The sequence below is a fragment of the Streptomyces sp. NEAU-174 genome (genome assembly GCF_052665095.1).
Genome location: NZ_JBQTCE010000007.1, coordinates 319,094 through 336,983, shown reverse-complemented (window position 1 = coordinate 336,983; position 17,890 = coordinate 319,094). Strand labels below are relative to the sequence as shown.

Annotated in this window: 18 protein-coding genes; 9 read left to right on the top strand and 9 right to left on the bottom strand. The window is 71.5% G+C overall.

Annotation, left to right across the window (positions count from 1 at the left end; translation table 11 throughout):
- Positions 1 to 4: 4 nt before the first annotated feature.
- On the bottom strand, positions 5 to 850 hold the full coding sequence (locus tag ACT2CW_RS22210) for a geranyl diphosphate 2-C-methyltransferase (protein ID WP_445518126.1): 846 nt from the start codon (positions 848 to 850) through the stop codon (positions 5 to 7).
- 74 nt (positions 851 to 924) lie between these two features.
- A complete protein-coding gene (locus ACT2CW_RS22205; RefSeq protein WP_445517963.1) occupies positions 925 to 2,220 on the bottom strand; it encodes a family 2 encapsulin nanocompartment cargo protein terpene cyclase in 1,296 nt (431 codons plus the stop codon).
- Between the two features lie 254 nt (positions 2,221 to 2,474).
- Here ACT2CW_RS22205 and ACT2CW_RS22200 point away from each other — a divergent pair, with 254 nt between their 5' ends.
- The 6 genes from ACT2CW_RS22200 (at position 2,475) to ACT2CW_RS22175 (ending at position 8,645) form a co-directional block, all read left to right on the top strand.
- Entirely contained in the window at positions 2,475 to 3,770 is a 1,296-nt protein-coding gene (locus tag ACT2CW_RS22200; RefSeq protein WP_445517962.1) for a flavin-containing monooxygenase, read from the top strand.
- A 17-nt stretch (positions 3,771 to 3,787) separates the two neighbouring features.
- A complete protein-coding gene (locus tag ACT2CW_RS22195) occupies positions 3,788 to 4,270 on the top strand; it encodes a RidA family protein (RefSeq protein ID WP_445517961.1) in 483 nt (160 codons plus the stop codon).
- A complete protein-coding gene (locus tag ACT2CW_RS22190; RefSeq protein WP_414080336.1) occupies positions 4,267 to 4,941 on the top strand; it encodes a DUF1028 domain-containing protein in 675 nt (224 codons plus the stop codon). Before ACT2CW_RS22195 ends, ACT2CW_RS22190 begins: the two co-directional genes overlap by 4 nt.
- An 8-nt stretch (positions 4,942 to 4,949) precedes the next feature.
- Complete coding sequence (locus ACT2CW_RS22185) at positions 4,950 to 6,101, top strand: M20 family metallopeptidase (RefSeq protein ID WP_445517960.1); 1,152 nt, start codon at positions 4,950 to 4,952, stop codon at positions 6,099 to 6,101.
- A gap of 58 nt (positions 6,102 to 6,159) precedes the next feature.
- Entirely contained in the window at positions 6,160 to 7,638 is a 1,479-nt protein-coding gene (locus ACT2CW_RS22180) for an MFS transporter (protein WP_445517959.1), read from the top strand.
- Between the two features lie 83 nt (positions 7,639 to 7,721).
- Entirely contained in the window at positions 7,722 to 8,645 is a 924-nt protein-coding gene (locus ACT2CW_RS22175) for a LysR family transcriptional regulator (protein ID WP_445517958.1), read from the top strand.
- Between the two features lie 13 nt (positions 8,646 to 8,658).
- Here the strand turns inward: ACT2CW_RS22175 and ACT2CW_RS22170 are convergent, their stop codons facing one another.
- Positions 8,659 to 10,785 carry a SpoIIE family protein phosphatase gene (locus ACT2CW_RS22170; RefSeq protein WP_445517957.1) on the bottom strand — a complete coding sequence of 709 codons (2,127 nt, stop codon included), beginning with the start codon at positions 10,783 to 10,785 and terminating at the stop codon, positions 8,659 to 8,661.
- Positions 10,786 to 10,962: 177 nt separating this feature from the next.
- Here ACT2CW_RS22170 and ACT2CW_RS22165 point away from each other — a divergent pair, with 177 nt between their 5' ends.
- On the top strand, positions 10,963 to 11,649 hold the full coding sequence (locus tag ACT2CW_RS22165; RefSeq protein WP_445517956.1) for a DUF899 domain-containing protein: 687 nt from the start codon (positions 10,963 to 10,965) through the stop codon (positions 11,647 to 11,649).
- 14 nt (positions 11,650 to 11,663) lie between these two features.
- On the opposite strand, the gene ACT2CW_RS22160 is transcribed toward ACT2CW_RS22165, so the two are convergent.
- Entirely contained in the window at positions 11,664 to 12,092 is a 429-nt protein-coding gene (locus tag ACT2CW_RS22160) for a MarR family winged helix-turn-helix transcriptional regulator (RefSeq protein ID WP_414080341.1), read from the bottom strand.
- Between the two features lie 61 nt (positions 12,093 to 12,153).
- On the opposite strand from ACT2CW_RS22160, the gene ACT2CW_RS22155 reads away from it, so the two are divergent.
- Positions 12,154 to 12,960 carry an alpha/beta fold hydrolase gene (locus ACT2CW_RS22155; protein ID WP_445517955.1) on the top strand — a complete coding sequence of 269 codons (807 nt, stop codon included), beginning with the start codon at positions 12,154 to 12,156 and terminating at the stop codon, positions 12,958 to 12,960.
- Positions 12,961 to 13,010: 50 nt separating this feature from the next.
- On the opposite strand, the gene ACT2CW_RS22150 is transcribed toward ACT2CW_RS22155, so the two are convergent.
- On the bottom strand, positions 13,011 to 13,583 hold the full coding sequence (locus ACT2CW_RS22150) for a TetR/AcrR family transcriptional regulator (RefSeq protein ID WP_445517954.1): 573 nt from the start codon (positions 13,581 to 13,583) through the stop codon (positions 13,011 to 13,013).
- A gap of 111 nt (positions 13,584 to 13,694) precedes the next feature.
- Between ACT2CW_RS22150 and ACT2CW_RS22145 the strand changes: the two genes are divergently transcribed.
- Positions 13,695 to 14,579 carry an SDR family oxidoreductase gene (locus ACT2CW_RS22145; RefSeq protein WP_445517953.1) on the top strand — a complete coding sequence of 295 codons (885 nt, stop codon included), beginning with the start codon at positions 13,695 to 13,697 and terminating at the stop codon, positions 14,577 to 14,579.
- Between the two features lie 56 nt (positions 14,580 to 14,635).
- Here ACT2CW_RS22145 and ACT2CW_RS22140 read toward each other — a convergent pair whose 3' ends face one another.
- The 4 genes from ACT2CW_RS22140 to ACT2CW_RS22125 all read right to left on the bottom strand — a co-directional run bounded on the left by ACT2CW_RS22140 (position 14,636) and on the right by ACT2CW_RS22125 (position 17,847).
- Positions 14,636 to 14,788 (bottom strand): hypothetical protein, encoded by a 153-nt coding sequence (locus ACT2CW_RS22140; protein ID WP_166483172.1) that lies wholly within the window; start codon positions 14,786 to 14,788, stop codon positions 14,636 to 14,638.
- Between the two features lie 289 nt (positions 14,789 to 15,077).
- Complete coding sequence (locus ACT2CW_RS22135; protein WP_164425616.1) at positions 15,078 to 15,518, bottom strand: DUF6069 family protein; 441 nt, start codon at positions 15,516 to 15,518, stop codon at positions 15,078 to 15,080.
- Positions 15,519 to 15,831: 313 nt separating this feature from the next.
- Complete coding sequence (locus ACT2CW_RS22130) at positions 15,832 to 16,560, bottom strand: transporter substrate-binding domain-containing protein (protein WP_445517952.1); 729 nt, start codon at positions 16,558 to 16,560, stop codon at positions 15,832 to 15,834.
- 48 nt (positions 16,561 to 16,608) lie between these two features.
- Positions 16,609 to 17,847 carry a PP2C family protein-serine/threonine phosphatase gene (locus tag ACT2CW_RS22125; RefSeq protein WP_445517951.1) on the bottom strand — a complete coding sequence of 413 codons (1,239 nt, stop codon included), beginning with the start codon at positions 17,845 to 17,847 and terminating at the stop codon, positions 16,609 to 16,611.
- Positions 17,848 to 17,890 lie beyond the last annotated feature (43 nt).

Below are 17,890 nucleotides of genomic sequence, written 5' to 3'. Positions count from 1 at the left end.
ACGGTCAGACGCGGTCGGCCGCGATGAGCAGGTACTGGAAGGAACCGTCCTTGTAGGAGTTGATGAACGCCTTCTCAATGCCCGTGACCAGTGCGGACGTGGCCCGCAACTCCCAGTACGGCAGGGTCGCGGGGGTGAGGTCGATGACGGCCTGCGGTACGAGGCGGTTGTCGGCCATGGCGCGCAGGTATTCCCGGCGGGAGTGGATGTTGCACTCGAAGTGCGCGTTGATCTGGGAGACATACTTCGAGGGCTGGCCGTAACGCGGGTTCCAGCAGCCGGTGATGGTCACATAGCGCCCGCCGGTCGCGAGGATGCGGGAGTGCTCGGCGAAGAGGTCTTCCAAGTCCACGTACATGCTTGACTCGTTGTTCCACGAGGCCGCGGCCCGCCCGGTCTCGAAGGGCGTATCGAGCATGTCGCAGACGCGGGCGTGGACATGGTCCTCGATGCCGAGTTCGCGGGCGCGCTGGTTGGCGAAGTCGGCCTGCTTGGCCGACAGGGTGACGCCCTCGACCCGGCACCCGAAGCGCTGGTGGGCCATGACCATCGAGCCGCCGCGGCCGCAGCCGGCGTCAACGAGCGTGTCGTCACGTTCAATCGGGCCGAGGTGGTCCAGGAGGAGCTCGGCCTGTGCCGACTCCAGGCGGTGGAGCTCGGCGATCAACTTCTTCTCGTAAGCGCTGTCGCCGATGTCCCCGAGGGCGCCGCGGTCGACGTCTCCAATGCCGTAGTGGTGGTGGTAAAGGCCGTCGACATCGCCGAGACGCAGGTTCACGGGCCTGGCCTCGCGGTCCCAGTAGCGGGCGATGTCCCCCTGGTAGGGGGTCGCCGGGGCGGGGATGAACATGGCGGCGCTGGAGGAAGAGGCGGCGGCGACGTCGGCGCTGAGGTCGGTGCTGGTCACAGATGGTTCCATTCTTCTTACCAGAAATCGGGCAGGCTGTAGCGGAAGGTATTGGTCTGGTGCCAGTAGTGGTTGCCGTCGACCCACGCGGCCACGCCCCGGAGAAAGCGCTGCGCGGTCGGGCCGGGGAGGGCGACGGCCACGGCCGCGGCTTCGGCCTCGAAGTCGTGCATGAGGTCGTTGTGGACCTCGACCGCCTTCAGATAGGCGTCGCGGTCGGAGAGGCCCTCGCGTTCGGCGATCACCACGGGCAGGTTCAGATGTCGGCCAGGGCTGGCCAGTTCCTTGGTGTACGAGTACAGGTCGTTCACGATGGTGGTGGCGTTTCCGGCGAGCGCGATGACCCGCTGCATGGCGGGCTGGGCGTGCAGATCGGCCGGTAGTTCGTAGCCGCCGACGCTGTCGGTGATGGTGGGGCACGGGCGGAAGTTGTTGAACTGGCGCATCGCCAGGTACTCCCACACCTCGGGGACGTGGTCCGTCTGCGCCCAGGCGGCCTCGGCGAGATACCCCATGTGCAGACGGGCCATGTCGTGCCGGAACCGGTCGGCCTGGGAGGGGCTGGACGCCTGGACGAAGTACTCCATGGCGGAGCGGTAGGCGCGCCGGGGCGCGTCCGAGTGGAGCGACTCCGCCCACCGCGGTTGGTACTCCCGCGTCGTGTGCAGGGCGTCCAGGGCGGTGTGCGCCAGCAGAAGGCGTCCGCCGAGGCCGATGGGCGAGCCGCCGTGGTCCTCGCAGTAGCAGTCGTCCACCGCGTTCTCCGCCACCATCAGGCGTGTGGCGAGCATCAGATGGTCCACGGTGGGGGCGTCCGGATGGCAGGCGACCATATAGCGCCCCACGGAGAAGCCGTCGAACTGCTCCTCCCACTCCTCGGGGTACAGGTCGACCTCGTCCAGTGCCCACTCCTTGATCCTGCGGCTGACCTCCGCCACCCGCCCGGGGTCGGGCTCCTGCACCGGGTGGTGATAGAGCCCCGGGATCGGGTTGCCTTCCGCCGGAACCGCCGCCGACGGCGTCAGTGGTGTCGGTGGCGCCGACGGCGTTGCTGGTGGCGTCGGCGGCTCCTCGCGCCGGGCCAGGCGCAGACCTGCCGTGCCGAGGCCGCTCGGACCACGCAGGATCCGTGCGACGTCGGCGTTCGCCCCGGAGCGGGAAGCGGCCGCAGGCAGACGCGATAGCGGAGGGGAAGGCTCAGGGGCGGGCATGCGTGGCTCCTCGGCGGGGTGGGGTGGCTGGTGTGCGTGCGTGTCACCGGGAAAGGGGAAGGGGGCAAACGTCCAGGAATCCGGCCAGATCCGCGGGAACACTAGCGGCTGGTGCGCCTAGTTGGCCCTGAGAAGCCATTGACATTAACTCGATAAGATGATCTAGATCCGCGCGATGTTTGCCCGGGTGGCCGACGGCCCGAGGGGCTCAGTCGAGATTTCTGAATCTATAAATCAGATCACCTTCCACGGAAACATCTGTTGGACAGAACTACGGCCATGTCCAAGGATCCCTCGTGCGGTGGCCCGGTCAACGCGACACCGGGATGGACCACCGCCTGAGTGGAGGCTGGACGTTGAGTGAAGAGACCGAAGTAGTCGTCGTCGGGGCGGGCCAGGCGGGTGTGGCGATGAGCGAGCACCTGGGGGCCCACGGGGTGCCGCACATCGTCCTGGAGCGGCACCGTATCGCCGAGCGGTGGCGGTCGGAGCGGTGGGATTCCCTGGTGGCGAACGGGCCCGCGTGGCACGACCGGTTCCCGGGGCTGGAGTTCTCCGACGTCGACCCCGACATCCACCCCGACGACTTCGCCTCCAAGGACCAGATCGCGGACTACTTCGTCATGTACGCCGAGAAGATCGGTGCCCCGATCCGGTGCGGTGTCGAGGTGACCTCGGTGCGCAAGCCCCCCGGTCGGCCCGGCTTCCGGGTCGAGACCTCGGAGGGCCCCATCGACGCGCGTTTCGTCGTGGCCGCGACCGGACCGTTCCAGCGGCCCGTGATCCCGCCCATCGTCCCGGACGGCGCCGTTCCCGCGCAGCTCCACTCCAGCGCGTACCGCAACCCGGGGCAGCTCCCCGAGGGCGCGGTGCTCGTGGTCGGGGCCGGGTCCTCGGGGGTGCAGATCGCCGATGAGCTGCGCCGGTCCGGCCGCCGGGTCCTCCTCTCCGTCGGTCCGCACGACCGTCCCGCCCGCGAGTACCGCGGACGCGACTTCTGCTGGTGGCTCGGCGTGCTCGGGCGCTGGGACGCGGAGACGCCTCCGCAGGGGGCCGAACACGTCACCATCGCGGTGAGCGGCGCGCGCGGCGGCCACACCGTGGACTTCCGCGCCCTGGCCGCCGACGGCATCGAACTCGTGGGCCTGACCGCGTCCTACGACGACGGTGTGCTGCGCTTCGCGCCGGATCTCGCCACCAACATCGCTCTCGGCGACGCCAAGTACCTCGAACTCCTCCGGGCGGCCGACGAGTATGTCGAGCGCAATGGGCTCGACCTCCCCGAGGAGCCGGCGGCCCACGTCCTCGGCCCGGACCCGGCGGGCGTGGCCGACCCCCGGCTGGAGCTCGACCTGGCCGGGGCCGGGGTCACCTCGATCGTCTGGGCGACGGGCTTCGCCACCGACTACAGCTGGCTCGAGGTCGACGCGTTCGACGAGCACGGGCGGCCGGACCAGCGGCGCGGCGTGTCGTCCGAGCCCGGCGTCTACTTCCTGGGCCTGCCCTGGCTGTCCCGCCGCGGATCGAGCTTCATCTGGGGCGTCTGGCACGACGCCCGCTACGTGGCCGACCACATCACGACCCGGCGGGGCTACCTCGCGTACGGCGCCGGCGACCGGCCCGGCGCCACGCCGACCACCTGGCAGAACTGAGCAGCAACGAGGAGCAGATGATGACCTCCACGAGCGAGGGCCGCCGGGCGAAGGCGGCCAAGGCCCCGATCGTCGCCGGCGGGCACACCCGGATCCGCCCGTTCAACACCCGCGACACGTATCCCGAGCAGAACCTCGACAACGACCTCTGTCAGGCCGTCGTCGCCGGTAACACCGTGTACGTCCGGGGCCAGATCGGCCAGAACCTCGACACCAGCGAGTCGGTGGGCATCGGCGACGCCGGGGCGCAGGCCGAACAGGCCATGGCGAACATCGCGATGCTGCTCGAAGAGGCGGGCAGCCGGATGGAGCACCTGGTCAAGCTGACCATCTATCTGACCGACCCGCGCTACCGCGAGGCGGTGTACCGCACCGTGGGCCGCTGGACCAAGGGCGTCCACCCGATCTCCACCGGCCTTGTGGTGTCGGCCCTGGCGCGCCCGGAGTGGCTGTGCGAGATCGACGCCGTCGCGGTGATCCCCGAGGAGGTGCGGGCATGACGTTCTCCCTGGTGGTCCGCGACGGCGAGCGGTTCGGCATCGTGGCCAGCTCGTCCAGTCCCGCGGTCGCCGCCCGGGTCGCCCATCTGCGGCCCGGGGTCGGCGCGGCGGCTTCGCAGAACATCACCGACCCCACGCTCGGCACCAGTCTGCTGGCGGAGCTGGCGGACCACGGCGACGCGGAACGCGCCCTGGCCGGTGTCACCGGCGCGGCGCGCAACGCGAAGTCCATCGCCTACCGGCAGCTGACCGTGGTGGGCCGCTCCGGGCCCGGGTTCGCCCACAGCGGGTCGCACACCCTGGGCCGGTACGCCTCGGCCACCGCCGAGGGCGCGGTGGCGGCCGGCAACATGCTGTGCGGCGAGCACATCCCCGGCGTCCTCCTCGACGCGTACTCCGCCGCCACCGGGGAGCTGGAGGAGCGGCTGGTCATCGCCCTGAAGGCGGCCGTCGCGGCCGGTGGCGAGGAGGGGCCGGTGCACTCCGCGGGCCTCGCGGTCGTCGCGGACGTGGACTGGCGGGTGACCGATCTGCGCGTGGACTGGGCCGACGACCCCGTTGACCGGCTCGCCGAACTCCTCGCCGTCTGGCTGCCGCAGCGGGACGACTACGTGCGCCGGGGACTCGATCCCGCCTCCGCCCCCTCCTACGGCGTGCCGGGCGATCGGTGATGGCGGCCATGGGCACGACGGGGCCGCTGAAAGAGGCCGCCCGGCGTGCGGTCGACCGGCACGCCGAGGAGCTGACCCGGCTCTCCGAGCGGCTGCACGCCGACCCGGAGACCGCCTGGGAGGAACACCGGGCGGCGGCCGCCGTACCCGAGCCGCTGGACCGCGCCGGATTCGACGTCACCGCGTCCTATCTGGGCCTGGACACGGCCTTCCACGCCCGGTTCGGCAGCGGACCGGTCCGGATCGCGCTGTGCGCCGAGTACGACGCGCTGCCCGGCCTCGGCCACGCGTGCGGGCACAATCTCATCGCGGCGAGCTCGGTCGGCGCCGCGCTGGGCCTGGCCGCCGTCGCCGACGACGCGGGCCTCACCGTCGAGGTCTACGGCACCCCGGCGGAGGAGGGCGGCGGCGGCAAGATCGAGATGCTCGACCGGGGCGCCTTCGCCGGGGTGGACCTCGCGATGATGGCGCACCCGGCGCCGGTCGACATCGCCGAGGCCCGTCCGTTCGCGGTCAGCCACTCCAAGATCTCCTACACCGGCAGATCCGCGCACGCCGCGGCCTACCCCGAGGCCGGGGTCAACGCGGCCGACGCCTTCACCGTGGCCCAGGTCGCCATCGGGCTGCTCCGCCAGCAACTGCCGTCCTCCGCCCGGGTGCACGGCGTGGTGACCCACGCCGGGGACGCGCCGAACGCCATCCCGGAGCGGGCCACCGGCCGCTGGTACGTCAGGGCGGAGACCCTCGCCGAACTGGCCGGGCTCGAACCACGGGTCATGCGGGCCTTCGCGGCGGGCGCCCTCGCCACCGGGTGCGAGCTGGAGATCGAGCCGGAGAGCAAGCCGTACGCGGAGTTCCGTCACGACGAGACCGCCCTCGGCCACTACCGCGCGAACGCCCTCGCCCTGGGGCGGGAGTTCGCGCCGCCCGGGCAGGCCGCCCGGATGAACCGCGCCTCCACCGACATGGGCAACGTCTCGCAGGTCGTGCCCGCCATCCACCCCTACATCGGCATCGGCTCGCTGCCCGCCACCAACCACCAGCACGAGTTCGCCGCGTTCTGCGTGGGCGGGATGGCCCAGCGGGCGCTGCTCGACGGGGCGACGGCGCTGGCCTGGACCGGTGTGGACCGGGGCCAGGACCGAGACGCGAGCCACTGACCGAGGCGGCACCCGCACAGCTCCGGCTTCTTCCACCCCATCCCCAAGGAGGCGCGCAATGCCCACCACTCACACCGACGTCACCACGACCGAGGTCGAGGTGGCCACCGACGCCGTCGCCCTGCGCAGAAGCGTTGCCGCGGGCGCCGTCGGCGTGTTCGTGCACTGGTTCGACTGGGCCGCCTACGCCTATCTCGCCGGTACGGTCGCGACCGTGTTCTTCCCGGACGAGAACGGCACCACCGGACTGCTCGCCGTGTTCGGCGTGTTCGCCGTGTCCTTCGGCATCCGGCCCATCGGTGCCATGGTGTTCGGGCCGCTCGGCGACCGGATCGGCCGCAAGCGCACACTGTCGCTGGTCATCTTCATGATGTCCGGCGCGACCCTGACCATCGGTCTGCTGCCCGGCTACGCCGCGATCGGGGTCGGCGCCCCGGTGCTCCTGGTGATCCTGCGGCTGATCCAGGGATTCGCGGCGGGCGGCGAGTTCGGCAGCGCGGCGAGCTTCCTCGCCGAGAGCTCCCCCCGGCGCCGTCGCGGATTCGGAGTGAGCTGGCTGGAGGTCGGCTCCCTGCTGGGCTTCCTCGCCGGTTCGTTCGTCTATCTGCTGCTGTCGACGGGGCTCGACGAGGCCCAGCTGACCTCCTGGGGCTGGCGCGTCCCCTTCCTCATCTCCGCGCCGCTCGGCGTCATCGGCTTCATCATCCGCAACAAGATCGAGGACACCCCCGAGTACCGGACGCTCGAGGCCAACGACGCCGTGCCGCGCACCCCCGTACGGGAGCTGCTCCGCCACCACAAGCGGCAGCTGCTCCAGGCGGCGGGCCTGATGGCGGCCATGCACGTGCCCTTCTACGCGGTGCTCACGTACCTGGTCACCTACGAGACCGACCACCTGGGGCACTCGGCCGGCAGCGCCGCCCTGCTGTCCACGGCGATCTCGCTGCTGGGGCTGGTGCTGGTCCCGGTGTTCGGGCTGCTGTCCGACCGCGTGGGACGCAAACCGGTCTTCGTCGGCGCCACCGCGGCCCTCCTGGTCGCCGCCACCCCCGCGTTCCTCCTCATGCGGACCGGGCTCGCCGGAACCTGGATCGCTGGACTGCTGCTCGGCGTGATCCTCGCCGCGATCCTGGGCACCTACGCGGTGTGGTCGGCGGAGATCTTCCCCACCCGCACCCGCCAGAGCGGCCTGTCCATCGCCTACAACCTCACCGCGGCCCTGTTCGCCGGCACGGTGCCGTACCTGATGACCGTGCTCATCTCCGCGACCGGCTCCACCCTGCTGCCCGGCCCCTATCTGATGGTGTTCGCCGCCGGCGGCCTCGTCGCCGCCCTGTCCCTGAAGGAGACCAAAGGGTCCGCCCTGCTGCGCCCCGAGGACATCGCCGACGCGCCGATCTTGGCGCCTGCGGCGGGCTGCTCCCCTCCCCGCCCCTTCCCGAAACTGGGGCTCCGCCCCAGACCCCGGGGTCCAGGGGCGGAGTCCCTGGTAACGGGAAGGGGCGGGGAGGGGAAAGATCCGCCGGACACCCTGTAGGCACCGCTGCACAGGGTCGATACCCGCCGCCGCATAGGGTCGGCACCGGAATGGACACCGATCACCAGGCGCGAGGGCCACGTATGACGTCACCGGTGGGTTTCACCCTCCTCCAGCTCCGCTACTTCCTCGTCGCCGCCGAACGCGGTTCGATGACCGAGGCCTCGGGGGCGCTCCACATCGCCCAGTCCGCCGTGTCCGCGGCCATCCACAACCTGGAGCGCGATCTGCGGGTGCAGCTGTTCATCCGCCGCAGGGGCCGGGGGCTGACCCTGACGCCCGCGGGGGAGCGGCTTCAGAGCCACGCGCGGGAGTTGCTGGCCCGCGCGCGTGAGGTCGAGCGGGAGGCCCGGGGAGACGGTGAGACGGTCTCCGGGCCGGTGGCCGTCGGCTGCTTCGTGACGTTGGCGCCGTACTATCTGCCGCCGCTGTTCAGCGAATGCACCCGCCGCTACCCGGGCATCGAGATCGACGTGGTGGAGGCGGAGACGGATCAGCTCATCGAGGCCCTGGGCGCGGGGCGCATCGACTTCGCCCTCACCTACGGCCTCGGGCTGTCGGCCGAGCCGGACCTGTGCGGCGAGACCATCGCGCGGGCCCCGGCCTACGTCATCGTCCCGGCCGATCACCCCCTGGCCCGGCAGGGCACCGTGGAGCTGGCCGAACTGTCCGCGGAACCCCTCGTCCTGCTCGACCTGCCGCACAGCCGCGACTACTTCCGCTCGCTGGTGGCCGCCACCGGCACCGCGCCCGATGTCCGCTACCGCACCCGGAGCTATGAGACGGTGCGCTCCCTGGTGGCCCGGGGGCTCGGATACTCCGTGCTGAACCAGCGGCCGGCGACCAGCCAGACCTACGGCGGCGGCGAGATCGCGGAACTGGAGCTGCGGGACGGCAGCCCCCCGCTCGAAGTCAAGATCGCCTCGGTGAAGGGCATGACCCAGACCGCCCGCGCCCAGGCCGTGATGGGGCTGCTGCGGGAGGTGGCCGCCGCCACGATCCCGTGACGGGCGGTGTGCGTCAGGCGGCCGGTCCGCGGCGCTCCCCGTGGGCGGCCGCCCGGCCGCCGTTGTCGGCGTGTGTCCGGGCCACGAGGAGCGCGATGTCGTCCTCCGGGGGAGTGTCCGTGGTCATCCTCGCGATGACGCGGGCGCACAGCTCCTCGAGGCTCGCCGAGGGGCGTTGCAGCGCGGCGAGCAGCCGGTCGAGACCGGCGTCGATGTCGCCCTGCCGGGTCTCCACCAGCCCGTCGGTGAAGAAGGCGAGCAGACTCCCCTCGGGGAGCTCCAGGTCGACGGATTCGTACGCCCCGGTGCCGATGCCGAGCGGCGGGCCCACCGGTGTGTCGGCGATCCTGGCGTGGCCGTCGGGGGCCACCAGCATCGGGGGCGGATGCCCGGCGCGCGCCAGGGTGCAGACGCGGGTGGCCGGGTCGTAGACGGCGTAGAGGCAGGTCCCGCCGGTGACCGACGAGTACTCCGGGGACCAGGTGCCCGCCTCGGCGAGCCGGGCGGTGACCTTGTCCAGGTGGTCGAGCAGTTCCGCGGGGTGCTGGTCGAGGGCGGCCAGGGTGTGGACCGCGGTGCGCATCCTGCCCATGGCGGCGGCCGCGTCGATGCCATGGCCGATGACATCGCCGATGACCAGGGCGATCCGGTCGCCCGGCAGCTCGATGGCGTCCATCCAGTCCCCGCCCACCCCCTCGTGCCGGTCCGACGGCAGATAGCGGCCGGCCAGGTCCACCGCGGCGCCGCCCGACAGCTCCTGCGGCAGGAGGCTGCGCTGGAGGGCGAGGGCGGCGGCCCGCTCCCGTGTGTAGCGGCGGGCGTTGTCCAGGCTCAGCGCCGCCTGGACGCAGAGCTCCTCCGCCAGCAGCAGATCGTCCTGGGTGAAGGGCACGGCGTTGTCGGTCCGCGTGAACACGGCGATGCCGAGGATGGTGCCGCGGGCCCTGAGCGGGATCATCATCACCGAGTGCATGCCGGTGTCATGGATGAGCTGTCTGCGCTGGGGGTCACGGTCGAGCCATGTCCCCGGGTCGGTCCTCATGGCCGGTTCGAAGTAGGACTCGTCCCCGTACAGCGCGGTGAGGAACGGCGATCCGGGCGGTACGTACACCACATCCCCCACCTGGAAGGCGGCCTCGGGCATACCGCCGTGGATGGAGGACTGCCCCGCGCGGCGGAAGACGGGGATGCCGGCGGGGGCCTCGGACATCCGCTTCAGCGGCTCCCCGCCCAGCGGGACGGCATCGGCCAGATCGACCGTGACGTAGTCGGCGAGGGCGGGGACGGCCATGTCCGCGAGTTCCTGCGCGGTCGTCATCACATCGAGCGTGGTGCCGATCTGGTTGGCCGCCCTGCCGAGCAGCGCCAGCCGCTCGCGCTCCCCGCTCTTGGTGATCAACGAGACGGTGCACACGGCCAGGGGGCCGCCGCGCTCGGGGGCGAGCGGAAAGACCGAGGAGGAGAAGACGACCTCCCGGCCGTGCTCCGGCGACACCCAGCGCAGCACATGGTCGCCGACCGGCTCCCGTGAGGTCAGCACCCGCCGTATCACCGGCTCGATGGCGGTCCGGTCGAAACCGCGCACGGCGCGCCGCGTGGACCGGGTGGGCGGGTCCACCTCGGAGCGGCCCACGATCTCCCGGCAGGCCCGGTTCGACCACAACAGCCGTGCGCGGGCGTCCCACACCGCCACGGCCAGCGGCGACCGGTCCAGCAGCGCCGCTTCGGCATCGGCGGTCGGCACGCCATCCGGCGCCTCGGTGATGGCCACGAACCAGCAGCTCTCGCCGTCCGCGCCGGTCAGCGCGATGGTCTCCACCGTCAGCCGGAAGCGCTCGCCGTCCCGGTGCCTGACCTTCACGACGGCGTTGGCGGCCCGCCGGCCGCCATGCCTGCCCAGGTCTCCTTGAGCCGGGGACCACCGCACCGCTTCGACGGGGGTCTCCAGCAGCTCCCGCACCGGCAGCCCCACGACGTCCTCCGCGCGGTGCCCGAGCAGCCGCCGGCAGCCCTCTCCCCACGCCAGGATGGTGCCGTCGGAGTTCACGAGGGCGAGGGCCGGAGCGGGCGCCTCGGGCACGTCCGCGAAGCCGGCCGGTATCCGCTTCGCCTCGGGATCGGCCCCGGCTCTACGCACCATCCCGATACCCCTCCGTAGCCACCGATATCGGTCGATACTCTGAAAAAGCGTAACGCGCCCGGGCGGTGGCCGGGGCCTCGCCGATCGGGGTGGCCGGCCACCGATGAGTTCGGCGGCCGGGCGGGGTCTGCATCTGTAGAACGCCCGCCCCACACCTGATCAGGAAGGGATCACGGAATGACCACCAACGCAGTGCCGCCCGTCGTGGACGCCGACACCTGGCGGCGTGAGCTCGAAGCGCTGCGGGTCCGGGAGAAGGCCGCGACCCGGGAACTCGACGCGATCGCCGCCCAGCGCCGCCGCCTGCCGATGGTCGAGATGCCCGACTACACCCTCGAGGGCGAGGACGGCCCGGTTCGGCTGGTGGACCTCTTCGACGGCAGGAGGCAGCTGATCGTCTACCACCACATGTGGTTCCCGGGCGAGAAGTGGCAGTGCCCGGGCTGCACGGGGTTCACCTCGCAGTTCACCAGGCTGGAGTTCCTGGGCAACTACGACGCCCGGTTCGTCATCGTCACCCAGGGCCCGATCGACGAGGCACTCGCCTACAAGCGGCGGGTCGGGAACGCGATGGCCTGGTACTCCACGGCGAACAGCCCGTTCGGTACCGACGTCGGCGCCCCGCCCGGCGGCGGATTCGCCGTCAATGTCTTCCTGCGCGACGGCGACACCGTCTACCGCACCTGGCACACCAACGGCCGTGGCACCGAGCAGCTCAGCCACTCCTTCGCGCTGATCGACCTGTTGCCGTACGGGCGGCAGGAGGAATGGCAGGACTCGCCCGACGGGTGGCCACAGCAGCCCACGTACAGCCGGTGGGCCGGCTCCGAGGACATCGCCGCGCTCTACGGCCAGGGCGCATGAGGGTGGCCGCGACGTCAGGCGGTTGCGGGCGGGGCCTCCTCGTTGAGCCGGCGCAGCAGGCCGAGCAGGGTGGCCCGGTCCGCGGCCGGGAGGGGTGAGAAGCACTCCGCCAGGACCTTCTGGCTGACCTGGTGGCCGGCGGCCAGGGTCTGTTCGCCGGCGGGGGTGAGGCGGTGTTCGATGCGGCGTCCGTGGCCCGGCCTGCGCTCCACCAGCCCCTGGGCGGCCAGGCGGCCCACGAGCGCCCCGAACGCCTGCTCGCTCTGGAACGTCACCGCGGCCAGTTCGCGTGCCGAGGCTCCGGGCCGGCCGCTGATGGCGCGCAGCGCGTCCCACTGCGCCAGCGTCGTACCGACCTCGCCCAGCGCGCTGTCCAGCGCTCGGTGCTGTCGGTACTGCGCCTGCTTGACCGCGCGCCCCAGAACCTGCACATCAGCATCCATGCCGTAAGTCTACCCGCAATGAAACTAGCTTAATTAAAGAAGCTTAGTTAGAGTCTGATCCATGACAACGGACATGAACTCCCTTGCTCCTGCGGCCGCGTGCGACGAACTGGACCTCACCCTCTCCGAGTCGGGCACCGGCCGCCCGGTGCTCGTCCTGCACGGAGGCGGCGGGCCCGCCACGGTCGCCGGTATCGCCGCGCATCTCTCGCGCACCGCGCACACGCTCGCGCCCGTGCACCCCGGCTGGGAGGGGACGCCCCGCCCCGACTGGCTGACCGGCGTGGACGATCTGGCCCTGGCCTATCTGCACCTCCTGCACGACCGCGGGCTGCGCGACGCCCTGGTCGTCGGGTCCTCGCTCGGCGGCTGGATCGCGGCCGAGATGGCGGTGCGGGACACCGCGGGTGTCATCGGCGGCCTCGTCCTGATCGACGCGGTCGGGGTGGACATCCCCGGCGAGCCGATCACGGACTTCTTCGCCCTGGACGCCCGCGGTGTGGCGGAGCACTCCTGGCACGACCCGGACCGCTACTACGTGGACCCCGCCGACATCCCGGCCGACCAACGCGCCATCCGGCAGGCCAACATGGCCACCATGCGCGTGCTCGCGGGCGAGCCGTATATGCACGACGCGAAACTGCTGCGCCGTCTGCGCCGTGTGGACACACCGGCGCTCCTGCTGTGGGGGGAGAGCGACCGCGTGGTCACACCGGCCTACGGCGCCGCCTACGCCGCGGCCTTCGGCGACGCCCGCTTCGAGGTGATCCCCGGAGCCGGCCACCTGCCCCAGATCGAACGGCCCGAGGCCACGCTCGCCCTGATCGACGCCCATGCCCGGCGCACGGCCGACTCCACCGCCACCTGAGGTCCGGGCGGACGGGCTGCTCTGGGTGGACGGGCTCTGGTGGACGAGGTCTAGCCGAGTGCGACCAGCGCGGCGCGGAGTTCGTCGAGAGTGTGGCGGGTGAGTTCGGTGAGCGTCTGCTTGCCCGCCGGATCGGCCCACTGGTCGAAGGCGTCGTAGAAGGCGCGGATGCCGAGTTCGGCGGCGAGGCTCGCGGTCGGTTCCGCTACGCCGCGCTGGTGGAGCGCGTCCGTCACGGCCTCGGCGAGTTTGGCGCGCTTCAGGGCGGAGCGCTCCTGTAGTTCGGTGTGACCGGCGATGACCGGGCGGAGCCTGGCGCCGACGTCGCGGCGGTCGTCGGTGAAGGTGGCGGTCAGGGCGTCGAGGGCCGCGCGGACCGCTTCGAGCGGTGTGGCCGGGCCGGGCGCCGCGGCGATCGCGTCGGCGAGGAGCCGGGTGTGGGTGTCCTGGCCGGCGAAGAGCACTTCCCGCTTGTCGCGGAAGTGCCGGAAGAAGGTGGTCTTGGTCAGACCGGCTCGATCGGCGATCTCGTTGACGGTGGTGGCGTCGTAGCCCTGCTCGGTGAAGAGCTCCAGTGCGGCGCGCACCAGCCGTTCCTGCGCGTTCGGTTCCCATCGAGCCATGCGCACAGCATAAGTGATGTGACTTGGTAACGTCACTTCGGCTAGAGTGACGGTACCAAGTCACATCACTTCGCTCCGCCCGGGCGGAGCATCCCTCCAGGAGAGCTACCCATGCGTGTTTTCGTCACCGGTGCCAGTGGCCACATCGCATCGGCCGTGGTGCCCGAACTGATCGGGGCCGGACACGAGGTCGTCGGCCTGGCCCGGTCCGACGCCTCGGCCGCCGTCGTCAAAGCCCTGGGCGCCGAGGTGCGCCGCGGCGACCTCGACGACCTGGACGGTCTGCGCGAGGCCGCGGCCGACGCGGACGCGGTCGTCCATCTCGCGTTCAACCACGACGCCATCCCCGCCGGGAAGTTCGCCGAGGCGGTGGCGGCCGACCTGGCCGTGGTGCGGACACTCGGCGACGCGCTGGCCGGCACCGGCAAGACCCTCATCGGCGTCGGGCTCACGCACACCGGCGACCCGCTGCGCGACGCGGCGATAGACGCCAACCCCCGCTCCGCCGTCGGGCGCCTGATCAACGACTTCACCGAACGTGGCGTGCGGACCGTGCTCGTCGCCATCCCGCCGGTGACACACAGCACGCGGGACAGGACCGGTTTCATCCCCATGCTGATCAAGATCGCCCGCGACACGGGCGTGTCCGGCTACGTCGGCGACGGCACCAACCGCTGGCCCGCCGGTCACACCCTGGACGTCGGCCGCCTCTACCGGCTGGCGCTGGAGAAGGCCCCGGCCGGCTCGCAGCTGTACGCCGCGGCCGAAGAGGGCATCACGGTGCGCGAGATCGCCGAGACCATCGGCCGCCATCTGAACGTCCCGGCCGTGAGCATCCCGGCCGAACGGGCCGCGGACCACTTCACGGGCTTCCCGTTCAGCACGTTGGACATCACCATGCCCAACGCGGACACCAGGCGGCTGCTGGACTGGGAGCCGGTCCACCCCGGCCTGATCGCCGACCTCGACGACGGCCATTACTTCACCACCGGCTGACGCCGACGCCCGCGCCCGGGCCGGCCGGTGGGCGGCACGGCCCGGGCGCGGGCGCGTCAGTTGAAGAGCACCATGTAGGACGAGGTGAGGCCCGAGGCCAGCCAGAACGATCCGCCGGCGATACCGACGAGGATCAGTACTGCCAGCGCGCTGTCTATCTTTTCCACCAGTGGGGACGGAGGCCGGGGCTCCAGGTCATGTTCGCTCATGCGCCCAACATATGCCAAGAAGTAGGTGTGTGCGGCGGCCTGTTGAGGTTTCCGTGACCGCGGGTTGTCCCAAAAGTCACCGAGCGTCCGCCGAAACGGGATCATCGCGCTTCGAGCTCGGGTTCGCGACGTCACCGCCCGCCTCGGGCCGCGGCGGCCGGGTCAGGGCGGGGCAAGCGGTGGCACGGCCGGTTTTGCTTGAAACACGTGCCCCGACCCTGAACTCATGCGTGCGGCGAGGCGGCACGCATGAGCCCAGAGTCGCGGGGCACTCACGGGCGCGACGCGGTCAGGCGTCCGTCGACGTGGTGGTGGTCGTGGTCGTGTCGATGCGCGGCAGGACGACGAGGAGTACGGCTGCCGCCGCGAGCAGGTGCAGCACTTCGAGCGCCACGACGGTCAGGGCCTGGTCGGCGCCCACCAGCGGCCCGGCGAGTAACAGCACCACGGCGACGGTCACGATCGCGGCGAAGGTACGCGTCGGCTGGGCCGTGCGGCGCGCGATGAGCAGCGCGACGGTGCCGCCGACCAGGCTCACCAGGAAGGCCGCGAGGCACGCCTGGACCGCGGTGACGGTGCTCTCGGTGCCGGACATGGTGACGTCGAAGTCGGCTCCGGCGGCGTCGAAGATCAGGTAGCCGACGAGGACGGCGACCGCCGCGGCCAGGGCCGCGGGTATGACGAGGCGGGCGATGGCGGCGGTGGGGCGGGTGGATGCGGTGTCGGTCATGGAACTTCTTCCGTGGATGGGGAAAGTGGGTGGTGGGCAGCCCCGCGGGTCGGGTGGAGCAGGAGTGCGGGGCATTTTTGGGCCACGTCATTCTGCTTGTTGATCGTTTCGGAGGGCGCGCTTCCGGCCACGGGCCGACCGCCGGCGCTGCTCGCCATGGCGTCGGGTGTCCGCTCACCGCCGGGTTCGGCGGCGCCGCTGGAGCCGGTGTTCTTCGTGGGCCCGGCCTTGTCGCCGTCCCCGTCCGAACCGCCGCATGCCACAAGGGTGGCGGTGCACCGAACGGTGCCAGAGGAACGGCGCTCCGCTTCGGTCATTGCTCCGTCGGCGCGGCCAGTGCGGGATTCTGTCCGGACCGGCTGAGCGCCTCGGCCACGAACCCGGAGGCCGTCAGGTGGGCCACGGTCTCGCTCAGGAAGCGCACCGTCTCCGGACGCCGTGTTCTCGTCGTTCCTACGGCCTGCCGGATGGTCATGAACGCGGGCTCGACCAGGCGCAGTTCGGGGCGTTCGGCGAGGTGCGCGGTGAGCGGCTGCCGGATTCCCGCCGCGGCCTCCAGCTTCTCGGTGTGGAAGACGTCCACGCCCTCCGGGCCCCGGACCACGGTGGCGTGGCGCACGGTGCGGGTGAGATACAGGTCGTAGGCGGAGCCCCGCTTCACCCCGATACGGATGCCCGGGCGGTCCACGTCCTCCGGTGTGCGCAGTGGGGACCCGGCCGGGACCGCGTACACCCCCTCGATATGCACATACGCGGGGGTGAACGCGATCTCCGCCTCGCGGGCCGGTTCTATGGCGAGGAAGCACAGATCGGCGTGGCCGGTGGCCATGGCCTCGTAGGACGTGCGTGCCGCGTCGAAGCAGACGAACTCCACGGGCAGGCCGAGGCGCCGGGCCAGCTCACGGGCGAGATCGACGGTGACACCGCCGGGCGCGTCCGGACTGCCCTGGGCGAGGACGGGATTGCCGAGGTTGATGGCGGCGCGGAGCACTCCGGTGGGGGCGAGGTCGCGGCCGAGGGCGGTGCTGTCGGTGATCTCCATGGGCCGAGTCTAGAAACGGCCGGTGTCACGGACTCACAGCCGGCAGACTCACAGCCGGACGACGATCAGGGCGATGTCGTCGCGTCCGCCCTCGGCCACGCCGAGGCTGGTGAGCAGGGTGTCGGCCAGCTGGTCGGGGCTGAGCGAGGTGTGGCGGCCGAGGGTGTCGGTGAGCCGGCGCAGTCCGACGTCGATGTCCTCGTCACGGCGTTCGATGAGTCCGTCGGTGTAGAGCACGAGGGTGTCACCCGGGGTGTAGGACACCGTGGCCTGCGGGCGGGGGAGGTGGTCGGTGACAAGGCCCAGCGGGGGGTTGGTGGCCTGGTCGAGCAGGTCGGCGGTGCCGTCCGGCCGGGCCAGGACCGGTGGCGGGTGGCCGGCGCTGGTGTAGGTGATGCGCTGCCGGCGGGTGTCGACGACGGCCTTGGCCGCGGTCGTGGCCAGCGCGCCCTCGAAGCTGCGGGCGTAGAGGCTCAGGACGTCCATCGCTCTGCCGGGCTCGCTGATGGCGCGGACGGCGGCGGACAGGGCGCTGCGGAGCATCCCCATGACGGCGGCGGCCTCCAGGCCGTGGCCGACCACATCGCCGACCGCGACGGTGAAGGTGTCCGGGGACAGGTCCACCACGTCGTACCAGTCGCCGCACACATTGAGCGACCGGGCGGCGGGCATGTAGCGCACGGCGATTTCGCGGTGTCCGGCCAGGTCCGGGGAGTGCAGCATGGCCTCCTGGAGGGTGAGGGCGGTGCGGCGCTCCCGGTCGTGGGCCTCGCGGAGTTCCTCGTTGAGGTGCTGGAGTTCCTGCGCCCGCGTATACAGCTCGGACTCCATCGCCTCGCGTTCCCCGCCCGCGTCCGGCCTCGGGCGCGGCGGGCGGGTCAGCACGAACTCGGTCATGTCCTCCACCCGGTGGATGATCCACCGCACCTCTCCGTCGGGTCCGAGGACGGGGGTGTTCATGGGCGACCACCACTTGGCCCGGAACACTCCCGGCCGCCCGGAGACGGGGACGTCGTACTTCTGCACCGCCATCGTGTCCGCCTTCTTCGTGCGCAGGACCCGCTGGAGAGAGGCATCCAGATTGCGCACCCCGTCGGCGTCCGGGTCCGCCGGATTGTCGGGGTGGACCTCGAAGAGGTAGTGGCCGATCAGCTCGTCCCTGGTCCGGCCCGTGGCCCGCAGATAGGCCTCGTTGACCTCGACGATCACCAGGTCGGGGGTCAGCACCAGATAAGGACTGGGCGTGACGGCGAACACCGCCTGGTAGTCGATCCGCTGTGCGCTCACAGCCTTCTCCCGTTCCGGCCCGGCCCCTGTCTCAATTCCGATT

What these genes read in the sequence shown, in the direction of transcription:
- ACT2CW_RS22155 (WP_445517955.1), top strand. Translation starts at nt 12,154, where the DNA reads ATGACAACGGACATGAACTCCCTTGCTCCTGCGGCCGCGTGCGACGAA.
- ACT2CW_RS22175 (WP_445517958.1), top strand. Translation starts at nt 7,722, where the DNA reads ATGACGTCACCGGTGGGTTTCACCCTCCTCCAGCTCCGCTACTTCCTC.
- ACT2CW_RS22195 (WP_445517961.1), top strand. Translation starts at nt 3,788, where the DNA reads ATGATGACCTCCACGAGCGAGGGCCGCCGGGCGAAGGCGGCCAAGGCC.
- ACT2CW_RS22135 (WP_164425616.1), bottom strand. Translation starts at nt 15,518, where the DNA reads ATGACCGACACCGCATCCACCCGCCCCACCGCCGCCATCGCCCGCCTC.
- ACT2CW_RS22160 (WP_414080341.1), bottom strand. Translation starts at nt 12,092, where the DNA reads ATGGATGCTGATGTGCAGGTTCTGGGGCGCGCGGTCAAGCAGGCGCAG.
- ACT2CW_RS22130 (WP_445517952.1), bottom strand. Translation starts at nt 16,560, where the DNA reads ATGGAGATCACCGACAGCACCGCCCTCGGCCGCGACCTCGCCCCCACC.
- ACT2CW_RS22180 (WP_445517959.1), top strand. Translation starts at nt 6,160, where the DNA reads ATGCCCACCACTCACACCGACGTCACCACGACCGAGGTCGAGGTGGCC.
- ACT2CW_RS22210 (WP_445518126.1), bottom strand. Translation starts at nt 850, where the DNA reads ATGTTCATCCCCGCCCCGGCGACCCCCTACCAGGGGGACATCGCCCGC.
- ACT2CW_RS22185 (WP_445517960.1), top strand. Translation starts at nt 4,950, where the DNA reads ATGGGCACGACGGGGCCGCTGAAAGAGGCCGCCCGGCGTGCGGTCGAC.
- ACT2CW_RS22145 (WP_445517953.1), top strand. Translation starts at nt 13,695, where the DNA reads ATGCGTGTTTTCGTCACCGGTGCCAGTGGCCACATCGCATCGGCCGTG.
- ACT2CW_RS22165 (WP_445517956.1), top strand. Translation starts at nt 10,963, where the DNA reads ATGACCACCAACGCAGTGCCGCCCGTCGTGGACGCCGACACCTGGCGG.
- ACT2CW_RS22140 (WP_166483172.1), bottom strand. Translation starts at nt 14,788, where the DNA reads ATGAGCGAACATGACCTGGAGCCCCGGCCTCCGTCCCCACTGGTGGAA.
- ACT2CW_RS22190 (WP_414080336.1), top strand. Translation starts at nt 4,267, where the DNA reads ATGACGTTCTCCCTGGTGGTCCGCGACGGCGAGCGGTTCGGCATCGTG.
- ACT2CW_RS22150 (WP_445517954.1), bottom strand. Translation starts at nt 13,583, where the DNA reads ATGGCTCGATGGGAACCGAACGCGCAGGAACGGCTGGTGCGCGCCGCA.
- ACT2CW_RS22170 (WP_445517957.1), bottom strand. Translation starts at nt 10,785, where the DNA reads ATGGTGCGTAGAGCCGGGGCCGATCCCGAGGCGAAGCGGATACCGGCC.